The organism is Candidatus Aquicultor sp. (genome assembly GCF_054640775.1).
Window position 1 is genome coordinate 8,141 of record NZ_JBTSLF010000106.1, and the last position, 1,411, is coordinate 9,551.

Genomic DNA, 1,411 nt, shown 5'->3' on the forward strand with positions numbered 1-1,411 from the left:
TTGGTTTAGATAGTGGTGCCGATGATTATCTGATCAAACCATTCGATCTTGAGGAGTTATTGGCAAGGATCAGGGCATTATTAAGAAGGCCGAGCGTTTTGCTACCGCCGGAACTCAGGGTAAACGATGTGATCCTTAATCCCGTAACACAGAAAGTCTACAGGGCCGATAAGGAGATCCTGCTCACCACTAAAGAATTTGCCCTGCTTGAATACTTCATGAGAAATGCGGGACAGGTTCTTACCAGGGAGCAGGTATTGAGCCATCTTTGGGATTTTAATTTTGATTCATTTAGTAATGTAGTTGACGTGCATATCAAGAACTTGAGGAAGAAGATCGATCATGGGAAACACAGGAAACTACTGGAGACCATCAGGGGTGTGGGGTACCGATTTAAGAAATAACCTGTTTCTTAAGGCGCGCTTACGCTTGACCTTCTTTTATGTTGTCGTAATCGCTGTAGTGCTGGCCGCTTTTAGTATCGCGCTCTATTACGGCTTTACGCAGAACATCCAGGATGAGATTGACGGTAACTTTGCCAACGAGAAGAGCCAGGAAGCCTTCATTTCTAACACGGTAAGTAAACTACAAGACGAGATTCTTCTCATCGATGGCTGCATTATTTTATTTGTCGGCGGGCTTGGCTTTTGGCTTGCCGGAAAAACCTTGAAACCGATTCAAGAGACGCTTAACTCGCAGAAGCGTTTTGTTGCTGATGCTTCACATGAACTTCGTACCCCTTTGGCAATTATGAAAACCAACTTGGAAGTTACCTTGAAAGATAAGGTGCAAGCGAGTGAATGCCCCCAGGCTTTAGCAAGCAATTTAGAAGAAGTGGAGAGGATGAATCGTATTGTCGAGGATTTACTCATCCTTTCTCGTATCGATAGCAGCCAGGAACGATTGCAATTTTCCAAGACCGATCTATCGGAGTTAATAGTGCAAACCGTCGAAAAAATGCAGGTATATGCAGGAAACAAGAATGTAATAATTCGAACGGATATTGAACGGCCGCTATATGTTTTGGGTGACCATCATAAGTTAAAACAAGTGTTCTTCAATATTCTAAAAAACGCAATCGACTATTCTAATAACCTGGGAGAAGTCAAAATTAATGCCAGGAAAGTCGCCAATCAAGCTGCTATAGTAATCGAAGACAACGGCATCGGCATTTCCCCAGAAGATTTACCACATGTGTTTGAGCGTTTCTACAGGGCTGATAAGTCTCGATCCCGCAAACAGGGAGGCAGCGGTTTAGGGCTTTCAATCGTCAAGTGGATTATTCAAGAACACCGCGGCAACATTTCGCTGCAAAGCTTGCCTGACCAAGGGACAACAATCTCCATTTCCCTACCTCTTTTCCCATCTTCATAGTAACTTCATCTTCCTTAGGTATCATGAAAGCAGTTGG

Annotated in this window: 2 protein-coding genes; both read left to right on the forward strand. The window is 43.7% G+C overall.

All coding sequences use genetic code 11. The features are described from left to right. The coding region (locus ACYC56_RS09470; protein ID WP_461373933.1) for a winged helix-turn-helix domain-containing protein at window positions 1-404 on the forward strand (404 nt) is incomplete at its 5' end. Beyond that, window positions 343-1,374, forward strand: coding sequence for a sensor histidine kinase (locus ACYC56_RS09475; protein WP_461373934.1), 1,032 nt, complete (start codon window positions 343-345; stop codon window positions 1,372-1,374). The genes ACYC56_RS09470 and ACYC56_RS09475, both read left to right, overlap by 62 nt. Window positions 1,375-1,411: the final 37 nt, after the last annotated feature.

Bases quoted from the DNA above. Each gene is read 5' to 3' on its own strand.
- ACYC56_RS09475 (WP_461373934.1), top strand. From the start codon at position 343: ATGGGAAACACAGGAAACTACTGGAGACCATCAGGGGTGTGGGGTACC.